Genomic DNA, 17504 nt, shown 5'->3' with positions numbered 1-17504 from the left:
GGAGCTGGCTATCAGCCGTTCACATCGGCCTGGGTCACCGGGACGATGCGGATCTCGACGCGGCGGTTCTGGGCGCGTCCATCCTCGGTGGTGTTCGATGCGACGGGCTGCGATTCGCCGAAGCCGCGCGTGGCCAGGCGCGCCGACTGGACGCCGCGCGTGGTCAGATAGCTCGCCACCGACTGCGCACGGCGTTCGGACAGGGTCTGGTTGTACGCATCGCTGCCGGTCGAATCGGTATGGCCGTATACGTCGATATAGGTGCTCTCGTACTGGACCAGGGTCGACGCGACATCATTCAGCGTGTTGCGGAATTCGGGCTTCACCGCCGAGCTGTCGACATCAAAGGTCACCTGGCTCGGCATGTTGAGCAGCAGGCTGTCGCCGTCGCGGACGACGTCGATGCCGGTGCCAGCGGTCTTCTGGCGCAGTTCGCGCTCCTGCTGGTCGAGATAATAGCCGATGCCTGCACCGGCCACCGCGCCAATGCCCGCGCCCACGATCTTCTCGGTCCGGTCGCGGCGACCACCGACGATATCGCCCAGCAGATAGCCGCCGAGCGCGCCGCCGATGCCGCCGATCGCGGACTTGCTGATGCGCTGCTGGCCGGTTTCCGGATCGGTGACGCAGGCACTGAGTGCCAGGCTGGCCAGGCCCGCAAGGGCGGCGATACGGATGGTCTTGCTGTTCATCATTAGCTCCCGCGAAATGTCTTTCATCGTGCAGACGCATCGCTGCGTCTCATCCGCTTATTCGGTTTCGCGGCTGAATGGTTCCCGAACCCGAATGTAACATCGTTTAATTTCCGGGAACGCGCAGCCCGTTTGCGGGTCTGGTTGCAGGTGCGAAAGCACGTGACACCGCGCGCCCGCACGATATAGGGTGCACGCTTAACCCTGTAAGGCCCGATGGACCCTCTTCCCCCCTTTCCCTGGCTCGATGTCGTCATCATCCTGGCGCTGATCGTGCTCAATGGCGTCTTTGCGATGTCCGAGCTTGCGATCGTCTCGGCGCGCAACGCCAAGCTGGAAGCGATGGCGCGCGATGGCAGCAACGGCGCGCGCACCGCGCTCAAGCTGGGGTCCGATCCGGGCAAGTTCCTTTCCACCGTGCAGATCGGCATCACCCTGATCGGCATTCTGGCGGGGGCCTATTCGGGCGCGAGCCTCGGCGCTCCGGTCGGCGAGCGGCTGGCGCTGGTCGGCGTGCCAGCCGATATTGCCGACAGCGTGGGCTTTGCGCTGGTCATCGGCGTGACCACCTATCTGTCGCTGGTGATCGGCGAGCTGGTGCCCAAGCAGTTCGCGCTGCGCAAGGCCGAGGAACTGGCCGTCATCATGGCGATCCCGATGGACCTGATGGCGCGCGGCGCCGCGCCGCTGGTCTGGGTGCTCGACCGGTCGAGCGCGCTCATCTTCCGCCTGCTCGGGCTGAACCGCGAATCGGAAAACATCGTCACTGCCGAAGAGCTGCAGATGATCTTTGCCGAGGCGACCAAATCGGGGGTGATCGAGGAATCCGAACGCGCGATCATCTCGGGCGTGGTCCGCCTCGCCGACCGTCCGGTGCGCGAGGTGATGACGCCGCGCACCGAGGTCGACTGGCTGCCCGCCGATGCCGGGCTCGACGATCTTCGCCGGATCATGGCGGATTCGCCGCACAGCCGCCTGCCGGTCGCCAATGGTTCGGTCGACGCGATTATCGGCATCGTCACCGTGCGCGACCTGCTGACCGCGATCATCGAGGGCGCGCCGCTCGACCTTGCCGCTTTGGCCCGCACAGCACCGATCGTGCCCGACCGCGTCGATGCGATGGATGCGCTGAAAGTGTTGCAGAAGGGCGAGGTGCCGATGGCGCTCGTCCATGACGAATATGGCCATTTCGAAGGGCTGGTGACGCCGGCAGACCTGTTGCAGGCGCTGGTCGGCGATTTTGCCTCGGACCAGGGCGAAGGCGATTCGCCGATGGTGGTCGAGCGCGCCGACGGGAGCCTGCTGATCTCGGGCGGGCTGCCCGCAGACGCGATGGCCGAGCGGCTTGGGATTTCGCTGCCCGAGGACCGCGATTATGCGACGGCAGCCGGTCATGTGCTGCACTGCCTGCGCCACCTGCCCAAGGAGGGCGAGGTGTTCAACGATCAGGGCTGGCGGTTCGAGATTGTCGACATGGACAATCGCAAGGTCGACAAGCTGCTGGTCAGCCGGATCGCCGAGAGCGACTGACCGGCGGCGACGCGCTTATTGCGGCGCGCCTGCGCCCGCGCCCGGGGCACCCACCGCGCCGATATTGCCGAACAGATCCTGGAAGAAGGTGCGCTTGCGGCCGAGCGTCGGCGTCTTTTCGCCTTCGGGATCGATCTTCGCGACCTGATCGAGCCCGGTGAAATCGACCGCCGCGACATTGCCGGCGGCATCGAACTTGACGCGCATCACCTGCTGCGCGGTCGGGCGCGGATTGGCAAAGGCGAGCTGGCGCGTGTCGCGCGCGAAATAATACCATTCGCTGTCGCTGAACTGGCCGGTAAAGGTCGGGCGGCCCAGTGTGCGCTCGACCGATTGGCGATTGTCGACCCCGGGCAGGATCTGACCCGCCAGCGTCTGGTCATAGATGAAACCCTGATGCCCGCGCAGCTGGCCGCATCCCGCCAGCAGCGGCAGCGCTGCCATCGCCACCAGCAAAGCAGCGCGGGGGCGCGAAAACCGGGTCGCGCGAGAGGTCGGAGCTTTGCTGGTCATCATCATTCCTTGGCGGTCTATCCGCGATGTCTGCGGCGCGATGCTGTCAGGCGCAAGCCATGCCGCATGTCTTGCAACTTGCCGTTGGCGCCTCAATATGCACTAAGCCGCTGCATCACAAGTGGCCAATGAATTGTGGCTTAACGCCGCGATTTCCCTGCAGGATATCACACGCCCCATGTCCGTCCTCTCCCGCCTGTTCAGCCGCAAGGACCCGCGCGAGATCGCGCGCGCAGCCTATGACCGCATCATCGCCATGGGCCGCGACCCCTATTGGTATCTCGACGGAAAGGTCGAGGACAGCGTCGACGGCCGGTTCGAGGCGGTGACGATGGTGCTCGCCGCGGTGCTGCTGCGGCTGGAGCATGACGATACCGACCCGCAGGTTCGCCAGTTCTCGGTTTTCCTTGCCGAACTGTTCGTCGACGACATGGACGGGCAGCTGCGCCAGAACGGCGTCGGCGATCTCGTGGTCGGCAAGCATATCGGCAAGATGATGAGCGCCCTGGGCGGCCGGCTGGGGGCATATCGCGAGGCGCTGGCCAGCGGCAATGGCGACCAGCTCGCCCAGGCGCTGCGCCGCAACCTCTATCGCGACGCCCCGGTCGACGACGCCGCCGTCACCGCCACGGCCGATCATCTGGCGCAGCTTTATGCGCGGCTTCGCGTCCTTCCGGCGACAACGATCATGCAGGGGAGCTTCTGATGCAGGAGCCGACCGAATTTTCGCGCCCCGTCGACCTTCGCGCGATTCCCCGGCAGATTGTCGAACTGAGCGCCGACGAGGCAGAGCGTGCCGCGCTCGCACGCCGGTTCGATATCGTCTCGATCGGTTCGCTGACGGCGACCGCCAGCATCGAGGAGCGCGCCTCGGGTGTCGATGTCTCGGGACGGATCGAGGCGGCGCTGGTCCAGTCCTGCGCGATTTCGGGCGAGGATTTCCCGGTGCACATTGCCTCCGACTATCGGCTGCGCTTCGTGCCCGAAGCTGAATATGAGGCCGCGCTGGCCGATGCCGGAGAGGAAATCGAGCTCAGCAGCGACGATCTCGATACCATTGCCTATTCGGGCAGCAGCATCGATCTGGGCGAGGCGATCGCGCAGACGCTGGCGCTCGAGATCGACCCTTATGCCGAAGGGCCGAATGCCGAAGCCGCGCGCGCCGAATACGGCCTCTCCACGCCCGAAGCGAGCGGGCCTTTCGCGGCGCTGCAGGCGTTGAAAAAAGGCCAGGACACCAAGAGCTAGAGCCCTTTCCGACCAATCTGGATCACCCGGACGGAGCCCCTTCGGGGTTGCCGCATGAGGGCTCTAGGGCTTGGGTACGCCGATATTGTCGAGCAGCCGATCGATCGCGGCCACAGCGGCCACATATTCGGGCGAATCGATGCTGCTATAGGTGCGCTCGAACAGCCCGGCATCCAGGCCCTCGGGTCTGTCCAGCGCCTCGCCCGGCAACAGCTGATCGTCGGTCACCGCCGCCAGCCGGGTCTGGAGGAAGCGGGCCAGCTGCGGGTTGGTCGCGGCGCGGGCGAAGCGTTCGCCCGAGCGGTCGGCGGCAAGATCGACGAACGAAAAGCCCGATCCGCCCTTGAGGCTGTCCGACAGCTCCTTGAACACACCCAGCGACTGCGCCGCCTGACCACCCAGGCTCGCCCCCAGCGCGGCGGAGAGCGCCCAGTGCTTGGCGAGATCGCCGCGCCCTGCCAGCGCGACCGGGTCGTCGGGCGGGGAGCATGCGCTCACCAGCGGCAGCGATGCCCCGGCGAGGCGATCGCGATATTCGGGCACCGTCCGCATCGCGACCGCAAGGAGCAGGCCGCGATTCTGTTCGGCCGGGCCGAGCTCCGCCGGACGCTCCAGCTGCCATGCGCGGCGGACGATGACGGCCAGATCAGGATCGGCATGGCGCGACAGCGCGCAATAGGCGCGCGCCACCCAGCGCGGATCGCTGGCCGTGCCGCCCAGCTGCGCAAGGCCCGCAAGCGCCGCGTTGCGCCCGGGATTGATCAGCACGACACGCGCGGCTTTCGGCGCGATCTGCACCTGCAGCAATGTCTCCTCGAGCGTCGGCGGATCGGGCATGTCGGGCTGGGCGATCGACCAGGCCTGACCGATCAGCCACCGCATCAGCCAGGCCGGAACGGGCAGATGGCCGATGCTGGCGCGCACGGTAGGCAGTCCCCGGCCTGCGCCGGTGCTGTGCGCCCTCGCCTCGAGATTCAGCCACGCGCCCAGCGGCAGGCTGCGGCTCAGCCGCAGCACGAGTTCGGGCGGCGCAGCGGCGCGTCCCGGGGGTGCGATCAGCCGCGCCTCGGCCCGGCTCGGCGCGATTACCTGGCTCGCCATGGCCGAAAAGCCGTCGAGCTCGCTCTGCCGCAGGACGATCGTTTCGCGCGCGCCCGCGACGGCATTCTGCCCCGCGACCTGCTTGGCGATGCCGCGCGCCAGAGCGATGCTGCGCGCATCGGGCGGGACCGGCGGCCCGACCAGCGGTTCGCCATCGATCGCCAGAAAGGCCGCGACCAGCATCGCCAGCGCCAGCAGGCGCAGCAGCAGCGTCCAGCGGGAGCGCGTGCGCGGTTTCGGTGCTGCGGGGGTCATCGTGCGGCCTTGTGGGCGCGACTGGGCCCTGCGCAAGCAAAAAGCGCCGAAATCGCGAGGACTTCGGCGCTTATTGCGTTGAACCGATAAAGGTACCGGATCAGGCGGCGGGCAGAGCTGCCTGTGCCTGCTTGACCAGACCCTTGAACACTTCGCCCTCGTTCATCGCGAGATCGGCCAGGACCTTGCGGTCCAGTTCGATTCCGGCGAGCTTCAGGCCATGCATGAAGCGGCCATAGGTCAGGCCTTCCATGCGGGTCGCAGCGTTGATGCGCTGGATCCACAGAGCGCGGAAGTTGCGCTTCTTGGCCTTGCGGTCGCGATAGGCATACTGACCTGCCTTTTCGACGGCCTGACGGGCGATGCGGATGGTGTTCTTGCGACGGCCATAATAGCCCTTCGCCTGTGCGAGAATGCGCTTGTGCTTGGCGCGGGTGGTAACACCCCGTTTGATGCGTGCCATGAGTTATATCCTTGTGAAAATCGAGAGAAGGGGTCCGGCGGGATCAACCCAGGCCGTAGGGCGCCCATTTCTTGATGGTCTTGGCATCGGCGTCCGAAATGACGCTGGTGCCGCGATTCTGGCGGATATACTTGGCATTGTGGCTGATCAGCCGGTGGCGCTTGCCAGCGACGCCGTGCTTCACCTTGCCGGTGGCGGTGAGCTTGAAGCGCTTCTTGACGCCGCTCTTGGTCTTCAGCTTGGGCATTTTGGTCTCCTTTTTGGAAATCCGCATCAAGCGAACATGGCAGCCCATAACCAGCCAGCCCGCTTATTCGGAAGCGTGCGCGCCTAGCGGGATTCTGCGCCAATTGCAAGGCACAGAATCCCACGCGGCGGCTATGATCCGATCAGAGCCGGTGCATCGCGCAGATCTTGTTGCCGGCAGGGTCGCGCAGATAGGCGAGATACAGCTTCATGCCCGCGCCTTCGCGCACGCCCGGCGGGTCCTCGATCGCGGTGCCGCCATGCGCCAGGCCGGCCGCGTGCCATGCATCGCAGGCCTCGGTAGAGCTGGCTGCAAAGCCGATGGTGCTGCCATTGCCGCAGCTCGCCGGCTGGCCGTCGATCGGCTTGGTCAGCAGGAACAGCCCGCCATTGTTCATGTAGATGACGCGGCCCTTGGGGTCGACCATTCCGGGCTTGCCGCCCAGCGCAACCATGGTCGCATCGTAGAACGCCTTGGACGCGTCGATATCGTCCGCGCCCAGCATGACGTGTGAAAACATGGAACTCTCCTGTTGTTGATCGGCCAGCTCTTAACCGAGTGGTTAAATCACCATGGACAAGCCGTCTGGCCCCCGTCAATATCCGGTTGCGCAAAGACAGCCATTGACCGCCAAAGGTCAAGACAAAACGGGCTGGGCACATGGAGAGAGGAACGAGGGCGATGAAGCTGAAAGCGGCTGTGGGGGCGGCGCTGGCGCTGCTGATGGCATCCTGTTCGGGCGGAGGCGCGGACAACAAGGCGACCGACACCACCGGCATCGATGGCGCGCGGATCATCAAGGCCAGCGGCGAGGAATGGCTGAGCTATGGCCGCACCTATGACGAGCAGCGCTTCAGCCCGCTCGACCAGATCAATACCGGCAATGTCGGCGAGCTGGGCCTCGCCTGGTATGCCGATCTCGATACCGCGCGCGGCCAGGAGGCGACGCCGCTGGTGATCGACGGCAAGATCTACGTCACCACCGCCTGGTCGAAGGTCAAGGCGTTCGACGCCACCACCGGCAAGCCGCTGTGGGACTATGACCCCAAGGTGCCCGGCGAAACCGGGGTCAAGGCGTGCTGCGACGTCGTCAATCGCGGCCTCGCCGCCTGGGGCAACATGCTGTTCCTCGGCACGCTCGACGGCCGCCTGATCGCGCTCGACCGCGGCACCGGCCGCGAGATCTGGAGCAAGGTGACGGTCGATCAGGACAAGTCGTACACCATCACCGGTGCGCCGCGCGTGATCGACGGCATGGTCATCATCGGCAATGGCGGCGCGGAATTCGGCGTGCGCGGTTTCGTCGCCGCCTATGATGCCGCGACCGGCAAGCAGCTGTGGAAATTCTACACCGTGCCCGACCGGCCCGGCGCGAACGAAGCGGAATATCTGAAAGCCGCTGAGACCAGCTGGAAGGGCGAATACTGGAATATCGGCGGCGGCGGCACCGTCTGGGACGCAATGGCCTATGATCCCGAACTTGGCCTGCTCTATGTCGGCGTCGGCAACGGATCGCCTTGGAACCAGGCCTATCGCAGCCCCGGCGGCGGCGACAACCTGTACCTGTCGTCGATCGTCGCGATCAAGGTGAAGACCGGCGAATATGCCTGGCACTACCAGACCACGCCGGGCGAGACCTGGGACTATACCGCGACCCAGCATATCATGCTCGCCGACCTGGAAATCGGCGGCAAGACGCGCAAGGTGCTGATGCAGGCGCCCAAGAACGGCTTTTTCTACGTGATCGACCGCACGACCGGCGAGTTCATCTCCGCCAACAATTTCGTGCCGGTCAACTGGGCGACGGGCATCGATCAGAAAACCGGCCGCCCGATCGAGAACCCGGCCGCGCGCGTCGACAAGACAGGCAAGCCCTTCATCGTCTCGCCCGGCCCGCTGGGCGCGCACAACTGGCACCCGATGGCCTATGACGCCAAGCAGAAGCTCGTGTTCATCCCGGCGCAGATCACCAGCTATCCCTATATCCCGGCGGCCGGCTGGAAGCCCTCCAAGATCGGCTTCAATGTCGGGATGGACACCGCGAACAACGCGATGCCCGCCGACAATGCCGTGCGCGAGGCCGCGAAAAAGGCGACCAAGGGCGTGCTTATCGCCTGGGACCCGGTGGCGCAGAAGGAACGCTGGCGCGTGACCCTGGGCGGTCCGTGGAACGGCGGCGTGCTGGCCACCGCTGGCGGCCTTGTCTTCCAGGGCAATGCGATGGGGAATTTCGTCGCCTATGATTCGGCCAGCGGCAAGAATCTGTGGAGCTTCGAGGCACAGACCGGCGTGGTCGCAGCACCGATGACCTACAGCATCAATGGCGAGCAGTATGTCGCGGTGCTCGCCGGGTGGGGCGGCGCCTGGCCGATCACCGCCGGCGTGCTCAGCGACATGTCGGGCCCGGTGCGCAACATCTCGCGTCTGCTGGTGTTCAAGCTGGGCGGCAAGGGCAAGCTGCCCGCGATGCCCGCTGCCGACGCGCTGCCGCTCGATCCGCCTGGCCTCACGGCTGCAGCCGATGTCGTGCAGGGCGGCGCGCAGCTCTATGGCCGCTATTGCACTGTCTGCCATGGCGATGCGGCGGTCCAGGCCTCGGGCCGTGGCGGCATCATCCCCGATCTGCGCTATTCGGGCACGCTCTCCAGCGCCGAGAACTGGCAGATGATCGTCCATGACGGTGCGCTCAAGGACAATGGCATGGTCAGCTTCGCGCCGGTCATGTCGAAGCCCGAGATAGACAGCATCCGGCAATATGTCATCGCGCGCGCCAACGAGGACAAGGCCCTGATGACGAAGAAGGTCGCGATGAAGTGACGCGGCGGCGGGGCGTCAGGCCCCGCTGTCTGCATCACGCACGCAGCGCGGCCTGTTCGGCCGGTTCCGCCTGCATCGGCGAAGGACGACCGAACAGATAGCCCTGCGCCTCGTCGCAACCTTCATCGACCAGCAGCTTGAGCTGGTCGAGCGTCTCGACACCTTCGGCCAGCACCGGAATGCCGAGCGAGCGCCCGAGTGCCAGCACCGCGCGGATGATCGCCTGCGCCTGCGGGCTCTCGCCCGATTGCAGCAGGAAGGACTTGTCGATCTTGATCTTGTCGAACGGGAAGGAATGCAGCGTATCGAGCGACGAATAGCCGGTGCCGAAATCGTCCATCGCGACCGAGACGCCCAGTGCCTTGATCCGCCGCAGACTGTGCAGCGCGCGCGCCTTTTCGGTGATCAGCGCGGTCTCGGTGATTTCCAGTTCCAGCCGGCGCGGTGCCAGCCCGGTTTCCAGCAGGATCGACGTGACCATTTCGGGCAGGTCCGGCTGGAGCAGCTGCACGGGTGAGAGGTTCACCGCGACCTTGTCCTGGCTGGTCCAGCTCGCTGCCTCCCGGCAGGCCGCCCGCAGCACCCATTCGCCGATCCGGAGGATCTCGCCGGTCTGTTCGGCGATGGGAATGAACTCCATCGGCGAGATATGGCCCAGCCGCGGATGCTTCCAGCGCAGCAGCGCCTCATAGCCACTGATCTGGTGTGTGCGCAGCGAACGCTGCGGCTGGTAGAGCAGCCGGAACTCGTCGCGCGCCAGCGCGTGGCGCAGTTCGTTGGCGATCTGGCGGCGATGCCGCGCGTCCTCGTCCATGCCGGCCTGATAATAGCAGATCGTCTCGCCGGGGCTGGCCTTGGCGCGGTACATGGCGAGGTCGGCATTGTTGAGTAGCGATTCGCGCCCCTGCGCATCGCCCGGATAGGTGGCGATGCCGAAACTCGCGCCGACGCTCGCCGCCTCCCCCTCGCCGGGCGAAAGCGCACCGCTGATCCGGGCGACAAAGCCCTCGAGCTCTGCCGGTTCGTCATAATGCTTGGCCACCGCGAACTCGTCCCCGCCCACGCGCGCGGCAATCTCGCCCCGCTCGAGCACCTCGGCCAGACCGGTGCCGATCTGCTGCAGCACCCGGTCGCCCGCCGCATGGCCATGGGTGTCGTTGATCTCCTTGAACCGGTCGAGATCGATCGCGATCACCGCCACCTGACCCCGCTGCACCGCTGCCTGGGCCAGTTCGCCATCGAGCCACTGGTTGAAGCTGGTGCGGTTGGGCAGGCCGGTCAGCCCGTCGTGCAGCGCCATGTGCACGATCTGCTCTTCGGAACGCCGCCGTGCGGTAATATCCTCGATCGTGGTCACCCAGCCGCCATCGGCCATGCTGCGGCTCGACATCGCGACGATCAGGTCTTCGTCGAGCTCGAGCACGAAGGGCGGCAGGCTGGGATTGCGCAGCGAATCTTCCAGCCGCGCCCAGATCCTGGCCAGCTGCGATTCGGCGGTCACCTCGCCGGTGCGCGCGGCCAGCGCGGTGCGCAGAACGTCGAGCGCACCGGTTCCGGACGGGCATTGGCCGTCGCCCAGGCCCCACATTTCGGCAAAGCGCCGGTTGGCCAGCACCAGCCGCCCCTTGGCGTCGAACAGGCACAGCCCCTGGTGCATATGGTCGAGCGCGGCATCGCGATGGCGGCGCGCTTCGGCAATGTGGTCCTGGTCTTCCTTGAGCCGGGTGATGTCGCGGGTGATCTTGGCAAAGCCGAGCAGCTTGCCCGATTCGTCGCAGAAACGCTCGATGGTCACCTGCGCCCAGAAACGCGTTCCGTCCTTGCGCACGCGCCAGCCTTCGCCACTGAACTTGCCCGTCTCGCGCGCGGTGACGAGCGCTCGTTCGGGCACGCCTTCCGCGCGTTCCTCGGGCAGGTAGAAGCTCGCCAGTGGCTTGCCGACAATCTCTTCCGGCCGATAGCCCTTGAGCCGTTGCGCACCGGCATTCCAGTTGGCGACCCGGCCTTCGGCATCGAGCATGTAGATCGCACAGTCCGAAATGCCCTTGATCAGCGCGCCGAACTGCATCTCGCTCGCGCGGATCGCCGCCCGGGTGCGCCGCGCGATGACGAGGCCGCTGAGACACAGCGCCAGCAGACAGGCGGAGGCCAGCGTGATGAGGATCGACATGGTGGTCGGCGAGAGCAGCGCGCGCGAACCCTCGATCCGCGAGGGCACCAGATCGATCGCGGTCATGCCCGAAAAATGCAGCCCGACGATCGCGCCGGTCATGATCAGCGCCGCGGAAAGGCCCGAAGCCAGGGTGGTGCGGCGACGCGCAAGCGCCAGCGCCGGATAGAGCGGCACGATGGCAAGAGCGACCGACAGCGCCAGATAGCCCATGTTCCAGCGGATGAGCGCAGGCATTTCGAGCGCCGCCATGCCGACATAGTGCATCACGGCAAAGCCCGATCCGGCGAGCACGCTCGCGGTGGCCAGCGCCCTTGCCCCCTGCCCGCGCGTTGCGATGAGCATCGCGGCAATGGTGGTTGCCAGAACGACCAGCAGCGACCCTGCGGTCCGCGCGATCTCGTAGCCGACGATGATGCCCGGGTCATAGCCGAGCATCGCGACGAAATGCGTCGACCAGATGCCGAAGCCAGTGGCGAACCCGCCCGCCACCGCCCAGCCCAGCCGCGCCCGCGCCGAAGCGGACCGGCCCTGCCGGATCATCAGCACCGCGGTGATCGTGGACAGCAGGCAGATCGCGGCGGCCAGTCCGACAAAGCGGATGTCATGATCGTCGCGGATGCAGAAAAGGATATCGAACAAGGGCCTAGCTCCGGGGAAAAAGCTAGTCTCTCCTATTCCGGAACTGGTTAACAAACCGCACGCCACGGTGTCGGTAATGCAAGTCTGCGCACTCGGGCGCAATCGGACCTGGTGGAGCCGAGGGGAATCGAACCCCTGACCTCGTCATTGCGAACGACGCGCTCTCCCAACTGAGCTACGGCCCCACATCCGGTGACGCGTGGCTATAATGGTTCGCCCCGCGCCTATCCAGAGGAAAAATCAGTCGCCGCTGCTCGGCAATATCGTCGGCAGCACCGGAGGGTTGCTGGCCGGGGTTGCAGCGCCAGGAGCGGTGTTCAAGGCCGGCTGGATGGCAGGCTGGGCCTGTCCCATCTGTGCGGCCTGCGCGGCCCGCATTTCGGGGCTGCCATAAAGCGCGATCCATTTCTGCAGGTCGCTCTGATAGCTTTCATAGGACGCATAGAAACGGTCGAACACGCCCTCCAGCGTCGGCAGCGCGCGGACCGAGAAGGCGATCAGGTCCTTGGAGGGCAGCGCGACGGCTTCCTGGCCCAGGATCAGCGCGGCATTGCAGAAATCGCTCTTCACCGGCGGGAAAGCGAAGAAATTGTAGACCTGGGTATTCTCGGTATCGCGGATGCGCGCATAGCCGGTGCCGTAGCGCTTGCGATATTTCTCCTCGACCACCTTGTTGATCCGGTCGAGCTCGCGCTTGTGCGTCTTCAGGAACTGGTTGTAATCGTCCGCGATCCGGAAATGCTCGGCATTCTGGCAGTTGAGCGCGGCGACGTTGAACGCGGCGCGGAAATACCAGAGCTTCTCATTGTCATCGATGTCGCGCATCGGCGTGTCGCGCAGGCCGTCGGCGCGCAGGCCCGGAATCGCCATCGCCGTGACCGCATTCGATGGCGGGGTCGGCATGCGCGGCGGCGCGACCGGCACCGGCGGCGGCGGCGGGGCGACGGCAACCGGCGCGGGCTTGGCCCCGCCACAGGCCGCGACGAGCGTGGTGAGGCCGGCCGTTGCGGCCAGCAGGATTGCACGGCTGAGGGCCATACGCGCCATGTTCAGTATCTCCCGGTGCACGCGCGGGGCCTTGGCTCTCTCGCACGCGTTCTCATGGGCATGGTTTATGCCCGCCAAGCGATGATCTCAACACCAAAACGGTGAACCGTTAAAGGCTGGGGTACGACAGACCCCCAAAAGCCGGGATGAGCGGAGTCGCTCGAGCGGCGAGCCGAATGAACCTTTAATGCGCAAAAGAAAAGCCCGGCGGAAGGGGATCCGCCGGGCTGTCAGGGTTCCAGTGCTTTTCCGGACAGATCAGTCGCGACTGCCCATGATGCTCAGCAGCGCCTGGAACATATTGATGAAATCAAGATACAGGTTCAGCGCGCCCATGATCACGACCTTGCCCATCATGTCGCTGCCCGCGACCTGCCAGTACAAGCTCTTGAGCTTCTGCGTGTCATAGGCGGTCAGGCCCGCAAAGATCAGGACGGCGGCATAGCTGATCACCAGGCCCATGACCGACGACTTGAGGAAGATGTTGAGCACGCTCGCCACGATCAGGCCGACCAGGCCCATGATCAGGAAACTGCCCCAGCCGGTCAGGTCCTTCTTGGTCGTGTAGCCGAACAGGCTAAGGCCCGCGAACGCCGCAGCGGTCGAGAAGAAGGCCAGCGCGATACTCTCACCGGTATAGACCAGGAAGATCGTCGACATGCTGAGGCCCATCAGCGTCGCAAAGCCCCAGAACATTGCCTGGAGCGCGGGCGTCGAGAAGCGGTTCATGCCGAAGCTCATCGCGAAGATGATCAGCAGCGGCGAGAAGATGATGACGTACTTGAGCAAGCCCGGACCGAACATGATCTGCGCCGCCATGCCCGACTGGGCGAAGAGCAGCGCGACGATGCCGGTCAGCAGGATGCCGCTGGTCATGTAATTGTAGATGGACAGCATGTACTTGCGCAGGCCCTCGTCACGGGCCGCGCTGATACCGCCGGGCGCATTGATCGAACCGGCGCGCATGCGCTCCGCCGTGCGAGGATCAAAACGGTCAGCCATCGAAAAAGTCTCCTTTGCCCGGCATTGTTGCCGGATAGCCACAATATCGCCCCTTGATGGGAAATTTTCAAGCGAAACCGGTTTTCCGTTCGTCGCGCCTTGCTACGATACAAACATTACCATGCGATTGTTCCTGTCCCTTGTGCCTCCGATTGCCATTCGCGCGCTGCTGCTCGACCGGATGCAGGGGCTGGTCGCGGCACGCTGGCAGAGCGACGCGCAGCTGCATGTGACCTTGCGCTTCGTGGGCGAGACCGACCGGCACGGGGCAGAGGCGCTGCTGCTCGCGCTCGGCGCGGAACGCTTCACGCCGATCGAGGCGCGGCTTGACGGCTTTGGCTGGTTCGACCGCAAGGGCCGGGTCGATCAGCTCTGGGCAGGGCTAGCCCCGCGCGAACCGCTGGCGGCATTGCACGCGCGGCTCGACCGGCTGTGCGTGCGCGCCGGCTTCGAGCCCGAAGCGCGCAAATATGTGCCGCATGTCACGATCGCCCGTTTCGCGCGCAGCACCGCGCCCGATCCGGCTGGGGTCACCGCCTGGATGGCATCGCAGCCACCGCTGCCGGGCGACCCGTTCGGCTTTGACGCGCTGCGGCTGATGCAGAGCCATGTCGGCCGTGACGGAAGCGTCTACGAGACGATCGCCGCGTTCCCGTTGCGCGGCTGACGCATCAGGGCTGGAACGCGGCGGCAATATCGGCGGTGACGCGCGCCGGCCTGCCGGTCGCCTTGTCGAGCATCGCCCAGGTCGAGATCGCGGTGACGATGTCGCGTCCATTCGCATCGGCAAAGGCGGCATGGCGCGCAAAGCGCGCGCCCTTGGGCGTTCCGGGCACCCAGGTCCGGCCGATCGCGGTCTCTCCCAAACCGATATTGCCGCGATAATCGATCTCGTGCCGGACGATCACCCAGAAATAGGCGGCCACATGCGCGGGGTCCGCCGCCGCATTCCAGTGCGCGACCGACAGTTCCTGCAGCCACTGCACCCAGACGGCATTGTTGACATGACCGAGCTCGTCGATGTGGTGCGACTGCGCGGTAAAGGGGAGAGAGAAGGTGGTCATGGGGGGCTTCAAACTACTGGGCACCCATCTCCGTTTGTCCCGAGCGTGTCGAGGGACCTCGCACAACCCTGCGGGATTACGTCCCTCGACTTCGCTCGGGACATACGGAATTGGGGTAGAGGTTCAGCAAAAAAAGGCCCGGCTGACATCTCGCCAGCCGGGCCCATCGTTCAATCCGCGTTGGTATCGCTTTCCTTCTTCGCCGATCCGCGCGCCTTTTTGGGCTTGCCCGCCTTGGGCGGTGCGGGGACGATCTCGAAGGCCATGGCGCCGTCCTTCATATGGACGTTGACCTCGCCACCTTGGACCAGCTTGCCGAACAGCAGTTCTTCGGCCAGCGGCTGCTTGATCTTCTCCTGGATGAGCCGCGCCATCGGGCGGGCACCATAGAGCCGATCATAGCCGCGCTCGCACAGCCAGTCGCGCGCTTCCTGATCGAGCCGGATGTGCACGTTCTGGTCGGCCAGCTGCAGTTCGAGCTGGAGGATGAACTTGTCGACCACGCGGGCGACAACCTCGGTTCCCAGATAGCCGAACGGCACGATGGCATCGAGACGGTTGCGGAATTCGGGGGTGAACATCTTCTTCACCGCCTCGTCCGACGCATCCTCGCGGCTGACATCGCCAAATCCGATGCCTTCACGCGCCATGTCCGCTGCGCCCGCATTGGTCGTCATGATCAGCACGACATTGCGGAAATCGACGGTCTTGCCGTGGTGATCGGTCAGCTTGCCATTGTCCATCACCTGCAACAGGATGTTGAACAGGTCCGGATGCGCCTTCTCGATCTCGTCGAGCAGCAGCACGCAATGCGGCTGCTGGTCGATCGCATCGGTGAGCAGGCCGCCCTGGTCATAGCCGACATAGCCCGGAGGCGCGCCGATCAGCCGGCTGACCGAATGACGCTCCATATATTCGGACATGTCGAACCGCTGCAGCGGAATGCCCATGATGTTGGCGAGCTGGCGTGCAACCTCGGTCTTGCCAACGCCGGTGGGGCCGGAGAACAGATAGTTGCCGATCGGCTTGTCCGGATCGCGCAGGCCTGCGCGGCTCAGCTTGATCGCGCTCGAGAGCACCTCGATCGCCTTGTTCTGGCCGAAGACGACGCGCTTCAGGTCGCGCTCGAGATGTTCGAGCACCTTCTTGTCGTCCTTCGACACCGACTTGGGTGGGATGCGCGCCATCGTCGCGATCACGCTCTCGATCTCGCGCGCGGTGATGATCTTGCGCCGCTTGGCGGGCGGCACCAGCATCTGCATCGCGCCGACCTCGTCGATCACGTCGATCGCCTTGTCGGGCAGCTTGCGGTCGTTGATATACCGCGCCGACAGCTCGACCGCGGTCTTGATCGCATCGGGCGTGTACTTGACCTTGTGATGGTCCTCGAACGCGGTGCGCAGACCCTTCAGGATCTTGATCGTGTCCTCGATCGTCGGCTCGTTCACGTCGATCTTCTGGAACCGGCGCAGCAGCGCGCGGTCCTTCTCGAAGTGATTGCGGAACTCCTTGTAGGTGGTCGATCCGATGCAACGGATGGTGCCGCTCGACAGCGCAGGCTTCAAGAGGTTCGACGCATCCATCGCGCCGCCACTGGTCGCCCCAGCGCCGATCACGGTGTGAATCTCGTCGATGAAAAGCACCGCGTGCGGCATCTTCTCGAGCTCCGAGACGACCTGCTTGAGCCGCTCCTCGAAATCGCCGCGATAGCGCGTGCCGGCGAGCAGCGCACCCATGTCGAGCGAATAGATCACCGCCTTCTGCAGCACCTCGGGAACGTCGCCCTCGACGATCTTGCGCGCCAGGCCTTCGGCGATCGCCGTCTTGCCCACGCCGGGATCACCGACATAGAGCGGATTGTTCTTCGAACGGCGGCACAGGATCTGGATCGTGCGGTCGACTTCGGGCCCGCGTCCGATCAGCGGATCGATCTTGCCGGCCTGGGCGCGCGCGTTGAGGTTGACCGTGAACTGGTCGAGCGCGCTGTCCTTCTTCTGCTTGGCGGCAGCGTCCTGCTTTTCCTCCTGCGGCTCCTCGGTCCCGCGCACGCTGCGCTGTTCGACCGGCTGGCCGCCCTTGCCGATGCCATGGCTGATATAGCTCACCGCATCGAGGCGGCTCATGTCCTGCTGCTGCAGGAAATAGACGGCATAGCTCTCGCGCTCGGAGAACAATGCGACCAGCACGTTCGCGCCGGTGACGACATCCTTGCCCGAGGACTGGACGTGCAGGATGGCGCGCTGGACCACGCGCTGGAAGCCGGAGGTCGGCGCAGGGTCGGTCTTTTCGGCGACCTTGAGCGAATCCAGCTCGTTATCGAGATAATGGGTGACGGCATCGCCCAGCTCGCCGAGGTCCACGCCGCAGGCCTGCATCACCTGCGCGGCATCGGCATCGTCGATCAGCGCGAGCAGCAGATGTTCGAGCGTAGCATATTCATGACGCCGGTCGGCGGCATTGTGCAGCGCCTGATGCAGCGTCTTTTCCAGCGATTCGGCAAAGGATGGCATATTGCGATACTCCGCGGCGGGCGAGATACCCGCCTTCTCAATCATTCCGCCCGGAAAAAAGGGCCGGGCCCCTTATCGTCAAGCGCCTCTTTGCCATTGCCCCTATCCACTCCGGGGCGCTCCACGTGCACCAATATAGGACGGCATTCGGGCAAATCCAGCAGGCTCAAAGCCACTCGTCGCGAATAATCGCAGCAAGAGCC

General features: G+C 65.2%; 16 protein-coding genes and 1 tRNA gene. 5 read left to right on the top strand and 12 right to left on the bottom strand.

Annotation, left to right across the window (positions count from 1 at the left end):
- Window positions 1-11 precede the first annotated feature (11 nt).
- Entirely contained in the window at window positions 12-692 is a 681-nt protein-coding gene (locus FG486_RS17710; RefSeq protein WP_137775727.1) for a YiaD family glycine zipper/OmpA-like lipoprotein, read from the bottom strand.
- A 216-nt stretch (window positions 693-908) separates the two neighbouring features.
- Between FG486_RS17710 and FG486_RS17705 the strand changes: the two genes are divergently transcribed.
- Window positions 909-2222 (top strand): hemolysin family protein, encoded by a 1314-nt coding sequence (locus FG486_RS17705; RefSeq protein ID WP_181268544.1) that lies wholly within the window; start codon window positions 909-911, stop codon window positions 2220-2222.
- A gap of 15 nt (window positions 2223-2237) precedes the next feature.
- Here FG486_RS17705 and FG486_RS17700 read toward each other — a convergent pair whose 3' ends face one another.
- Complete coding sequence (locus tag FG486_RS17700) at window positions 2238-2738, bottom strand: outer membrane protein assembly factor BamE (protein ID WP_060979261.1); 501 nt, start codon at window positions 2736-2738, stop codon at window positions 2238-2240.
- Window positions 2739-2913: 175 nt separating this feature from the next.
- Between FG486_RS17700 and FG486_RS17695 the strand changes: the two genes are divergently transcribed.
- Together FG486_RS17695 and FG486_RS17690 are read left to right on the top strand one after the other, a co-directional pair.
- Window positions 2914-3441, top strand: a complete 528-nt coding sequence (locus FG486_RS17695; protein WP_137775729.1) for a ubiquinol-cytochrome C chaperone family protein — start codon at window positions 2914-2916, stop codon at window positions 3439-3441.
- A complete protein-coding gene (locus tag FG486_RS17690; RefSeq protein ID WP_181268543.1) occupies window positions 3441-3983 on the top strand; it encodes a YceD family protein in 543 nt (180 codons plus the stop codon). Before FG486_RS17695 ends, FG486_RS17690 begins: the two co-directional genes overlap by 1 nt.
- Window positions 3984-4046: 63 nt before the next feature.
- Here FG486_RS17690 and FG486_RS17685 read toward each other — a convergent pair whose 3' ends face one another.
- From FG486_RS17685 to FG486_RS17670, 4 genes are all read right to left on the bottom strand, one after another.
- Window positions 4047-5339, bottom strand: a complete 1293-nt coding sequence (locus FG486_RS17685) for a YfiM family lipoprotein (protein WP_181268542.1) — start codon at window positions 5337-5339, stop codon at window positions 4047-4049.
- Between the two features lie 100 nt (window positions 5340-5439).
- Window positions 5440-5802, bottom strand: a complete 363-nt coding sequence (gene rplT, locus FG486_RS17680; RefSeq protein ID WP_023837523.1) for a 50S ribosomal protein L20 — start codon at window positions 5800-5802, stop codon at window positions 5440-5442.
- A gap of 43 nt (window positions 5803-5845) precedes the next feature.
- A complete protein-coding gene (gene rpmI, locus FG486_RS17675) occupies window positions 5846-6049 on the bottom strand; it encodes a 50S ribosomal protein L35 (protein ID WP_023837522.1) in 204 nt (67 codons plus the stop codon).
- 142 nt (window positions 6050-6191) lie between these two features.
- Complete coding sequence (locus FG486_RS17670) at window positions 6192-6569, bottom strand: VOC family protein (RefSeq protein WP_181268541.1); 378 nt, start codon at window positions 6567-6569, stop codon at window positions 6192-6194.
- 161 nt (window positions 6570-6730) lie between these two features.
- Between FG486_RS17670 and FG486_RS17665 the strand changes: the two genes are divergently transcribed.
- Window positions 6731-8866, top strand: a complete 2136-nt coding sequence (locus FG486_RS17665; protein ID WP_181268540.1) for a PQQ-dependent dehydrogenase, methanol/ethanol family — start codon at window positions 6731-6733, stop codon at window positions 8864-8866.
- 34 nt (window positions 8867-8900) lie between these two features.
- On the opposite strand, the gene FG486_RS17660 is transcribed toward FG486_RS17665, so the two are convergent.
- From FG486_RS17660 to FG486_RS17645, 4 genes are all read right to left on the bottom strand, one after another.
- Entirely contained in the window at window positions 8901-11678 is a 2778-nt protein-coding gene (locus tag FG486_RS17660) for a bifunctional diguanylate cyclase/phosphodiesterase (protein WP_181268539.1), read from the bottom strand.
- 109 nt (window positions 11679-11787) lie between these two features.
- A tRNA-Ala gene (locus FG486_RS17655) sits at window positions 11788-11863 on the bottom strand.
- 55 nt (window positions 11864-11918) lie between these two features.
- Complete coding sequence (locus FG486_RS17650) at window positions 11919-12725, bottom strand: hypothetical protein (protein WP_181268538.1); 807 nt, start codon at window positions 12723-12725, stop codon at window positions 11919-11921.
- Between the two features lie 258 nt (window positions 12726-12983).
- Window positions 12984-13727: a Bax inhibitor-1/YccA family protein gene (locus FG486_RS17645; RefSeq protein WP_066274076.1), complete on the bottom strand. Its 744-nt coding sequence runs from the start codon at window positions 13725-13727 to the stop codon at window positions 12984-12986.
- A 121-nt stretch (window positions 13728-13848) separates the two neighbouring features.
- Between FG486_RS17645 and thpR the strand changes: the two genes are divergently transcribed.
- Window positions 13849-14394: an RNA 2',3'-cyclic phosphodiesterase gene (gene thpR / locus FG486_RS17640; protein ID WP_181268537.1), complete on the top strand. Its 546-nt coding sequence runs from the start codon at window positions 13849-13851 to the stop codon at window positions 14392-14394.
- 4 nt (window positions 14395-14398) lie between these two features.
- On the opposite strand, the gene FG486_RS17635 is transcribed toward thpR, so the two are convergent.
- On the bottom strand, window positions 14399-14791 hold the full coding sequence (locus FG486_RS17635; RefSeq protein ID WP_137775736.1) for an acyl-CoA thioesterase: 393 nt from the start codon (window positions 14789-14791) through the stop codon (window positions 14399-14401).
- 170 nt (window positions 14792-14961) lie between these two features.
- Window positions 14962-17301, bottom strand: a complete 2340-nt coding sequence (gene clpA, locus FG486_RS17630) for an ATP-dependent Clp protease ATP-binding subunit ClpA (RefSeq protein WP_137775737.1) — start codon at window positions 17299-17301, stop codon at window positions 14962-14964.
- Window positions 17302-17504: the final 203 nt, after the last annotated feature.

The organism is Blastomonas ursincola (assembly GCF_013607875.1).
Lineage (GTDB): Bacteria > Pseudomonadota > Alphaproteobacteria > Sphingomonadales > Sphingomonadaceae > Blastomonas > Blastomonas ursincola.
Note: the sequence above shows the minus strand (reverse complement) of the source record. Positions and strands in the feature narration are given on the sequence as shown.

Excerpts from the sequence above, each read along its gene's own strand:
- FG486_RS17710 (WP_137775727.1), bottom strand. The coding sequence starts at position 692 with ATGAACAGCAAGACCATCCGTATCGCCGCCCTTGCGGGCCTGGCCAGC.
- FG486_RS17705 (WP_181268544.1), top strand. The coding sequence starts at position 909 with ATGGACCCTCTTCCCCCCTTTCCCTGGCTCGATGTCGTCATCATCCTG.
- FG486_RS17700 (WP_060979261.1), bottom strand. The coding sequence starts at position 2,738 with ATGATGACCAGCAAAGCTCCGACCTCTCGCGCGACCCGGTTTTCGCGC.
- FG486_RS17695 (WP_137775729.1), top strand. The coding sequence starts at position 2,914 with ATGTCCGTCCTCTCCCGCCTGTTCAGCCGCAAGGACCCGCGCGAGATC.
- FG486_RS17690 (WP_181268543.1), top strand. The coding sequence starts at position 3,441 with ATGCAGGAGCCGACCGAATTTTCGCGCCCCGTCGACCTTCGCGCGATT.
- FG486_RS17685 (WP_181268542.1), bottom strand. The coding sequence starts at position 5,339 with ATGACCCCCGCAGCACCGAAACCGCGCACGCGCTCCCGCTGGACGCTG.
- rplT (WP_023837523.1), bottom strand. The coding sequence starts at position 5,802 with ATGGCACGCATCAAACGGGGTGTTACCACCCGCGCCAAGCACAAGCGC.
- rpmI (WP_023837522.1), bottom strand. The coding sequence starts at position 6,049 with ATGCCCAAGCTGAAGACCAAGAGCGGCGTCAAGAAGCGCTTCAAGCTC.
- FG486_RS17670 (WP_181268541.1), bottom strand. The coding sequence starts at position 6,569 with ATGTTTTCACACGTCATGCTGGGCGCGGACGATATCGACGCGTCCAAG.
- FG486_RS17665 (WP_181268540.1), top strand. The coding sequence starts at position 6,731 with ATGAAGCTGAAAGCGGCTGTGGGGGCGGCGCTGGCGCTGCTGATGGCA.
- FG486_RS17650 (WP_181268538.1), bottom strand. The coding sequence starts at position 12,725 with ATGGCGCGTATGGCCCTCAGCCGTGCAATCCTGCTGGCCGCAACGGCC.
- FG486_RS17645 (WP_066274076.1), bottom strand. The coding sequence starts at position 13,727 with ATGGCTGACCGTTTTGATCCTCGCACGGCGGAGCGCATGCGCGCCGGT.
- thpR (WP_181268537.1), top strand. The coding sequence starts at position 13,849 with ATGCGATTGTTCCTGTCCCTTGTGCCTCCGATTGCCATTCGCGCGCTG.
- FG486_RS17635 (WP_137775736.1), bottom strand. The coding sequence starts at position 14,791 with ATGACCACCTTCTCTCTCCCCTTTACCGCGCAGTCGCACCACATCGAC.
- clpA (WP_137775737.1), bottom strand. The coding sequence starts at position 17,301 with ATGCCATCCTTTGCCGAATCGCTGGAAAAGACGCTGCATCAGGCGCTG.